The following is a 1,670-nucleotide window of genomic DNA, read 5'->3' on the forward strand; positions in this document are numbered from 1 at the left end:
AGTCCAGGTGCGGAGTACTTTTTCTCAGGAAGAAGGGACGTGGGTGGAAAAGATGCGATCGATGGAAGATGTTAAAGTGAGGGCGATTACCCATAATGGAAATGTTATCAAGGTGGTTTTTCTCGAAGTTCCCGATCGACCGGGTATCGCAGCCCTTATTTTTAAAGAGTTGGCTGATTGTTCAGTTTCGGTTGATATGATTATTCAAAGCGAAGGTCGAGAGGATAAAAAAGACGTAGCCTTTGTCATATCCCGAGAAGATGTAAATCGCTTAAAAAAAGTGGTGGACAATTTAAACCGAAAGATTCAATTCAAAGGAGTCAAACTGGATGAAGCGGTAGCGAAGATTTCCATCGTTGGAGCGGGTATTGCCAGCGATCCCAATATTGCCTATCGAATGTTCCACGTTCTTTCTGAGCAGGAGATTAATATTGATATGATCAGTACCTCGAATTTGAGAATATCATGTTTAATTCCCAATTCGAGTATCAATGAGGCCGTACAGGCGCTTCATAAAGAATTTATCGAAGATGAGGAGGTCTCTATCCATGAAGAGTTATAATGTCGCGGTAGTCGGAGTAACCGGAGCAGTTGGTCAGGAAATGTTAAGAATTCTTGAAGAAAGAAATTTTCCGGTTAAACGATTAAAACCGCTGGCATCACAGCGATCGGCTGGAAAGATCGTTACTTTTTGTGGTGAAAAGATCCCAGTCGAAGTTCTGTCGGCGGAAAGCTTTCAAGGAATAGACATCGCATTGTTTAGTGCCGGAGCATCGATAAGTAAGGAGTTTGCTCCTCTCGCTGGCCAAGAGGGGTGCATTGTTATTGATAATTCATCGGCATTTCGTCAGGACCCCAATATTCCATTGATTGTTCCAGAAGTCAATCCCGATGCCGTTATTGATTATAATAAGAAAAATATTATTGCCAACCCAAATTGTACGACAATTGTCACAGTTGTTCCTTTGAAACCGCTTCATGATTATGGAAGGATCAAAAGAGTCGTGGCGTCAAGCTATCAAGCTGCTTCCGGTGCTGGTGCCAAGGCAATGCAGGAATTAGAAGACCAAGTGAAAGAGTATGCTTTTGGTCGAGAGATGGTAGCCGGAGTTTTTCCCTACCAAATTGCTTTTAATCTTATTCCTCAGATCGACGTATTTCTGGATAATTTTTATAGCAAAGAGGAAATGAAAATGGTTTGGGAAACTCAAAAAATCATGGGTGAGCCTGATATACAACTGACGGCAACCTGCGTCCGGGTTCCAGTGCTCCGTGCTCATTCGGTATCGATGAATATTGAAACTGAAAAGAAGATCACTCGAGATAAGGCTATCGAACTTCTTTCTGCTTTTCCAGGGGTGACCGTTCAGGACGATCCGGCCAATCGAGTTTATCCCATGCCCTGGTTAGTTTCTGGAAAAGATAACTGTTATGTTGGGCGAATTCGTGAAGACATTTCTTGCCCCAACGGATTGAATTTCTGGGTAGTTGGCGATCAAATCCGTAAAGGTGCAGCTCTTAACTCTATACAAATTGCCGAATTGCTGATTGAAAAAAAATTAGTATAATAATTCAGGAAAAAAGTGCGAGAGTGGCGGAATGGCAGACGCGCTGGACTTAGGATCCAGTGGAGAAATCCGTAGGGGTTCAACTCCCCTCTCTCGCACCAG

The 1,670-nt window shown here is 43.1% G+C and carries 2 protein-coding genes and 1 tRNA gene; all 3 read left to right on the forward strand.

The window, feature by feature from the left end; translation table 11 throughout:
* Positions 1-562 (forward strand): ACT domain-containing protein (locus tag PLK24_RS08525; protein WP_324478172.1); only part of this gene is annotated, 562 nt, incomplete at its 5' end.
* Positions 549-1,568, forward strand: coding sequence for an aspartate-semialdehyde dehydrogenase (locus PLK24_RS08530; protein ID WP_324478173.1), 1,020 nt, complete (start codon positions 549-551; stop codon positions 1,566-1,568). The genes PLK24_RS08525 and PLK24_RS08530, both read left to right, overlap by 14 nt.
* 17 nt (positions 1,569-1,585) lie before the next feature.
* Positions 1,586-1,669: transfer RNA gene (locus tag PLK24_RS08535), tRNA-Leu, on the forward strand.
* The last annotated feature ends 1 nt before the right edge of the window (position 1,670 follow it).

This window comes from Atribacter sp. (assembly GCF_035418125.1).
In the GTDB taxonomy this organism is placed as follows: domain Bacteria; phylum Atribacterota; class Atribacteria; order Atribacterales; family Atribacteraceae; genus Atribacter; species Atribacter allofermentans.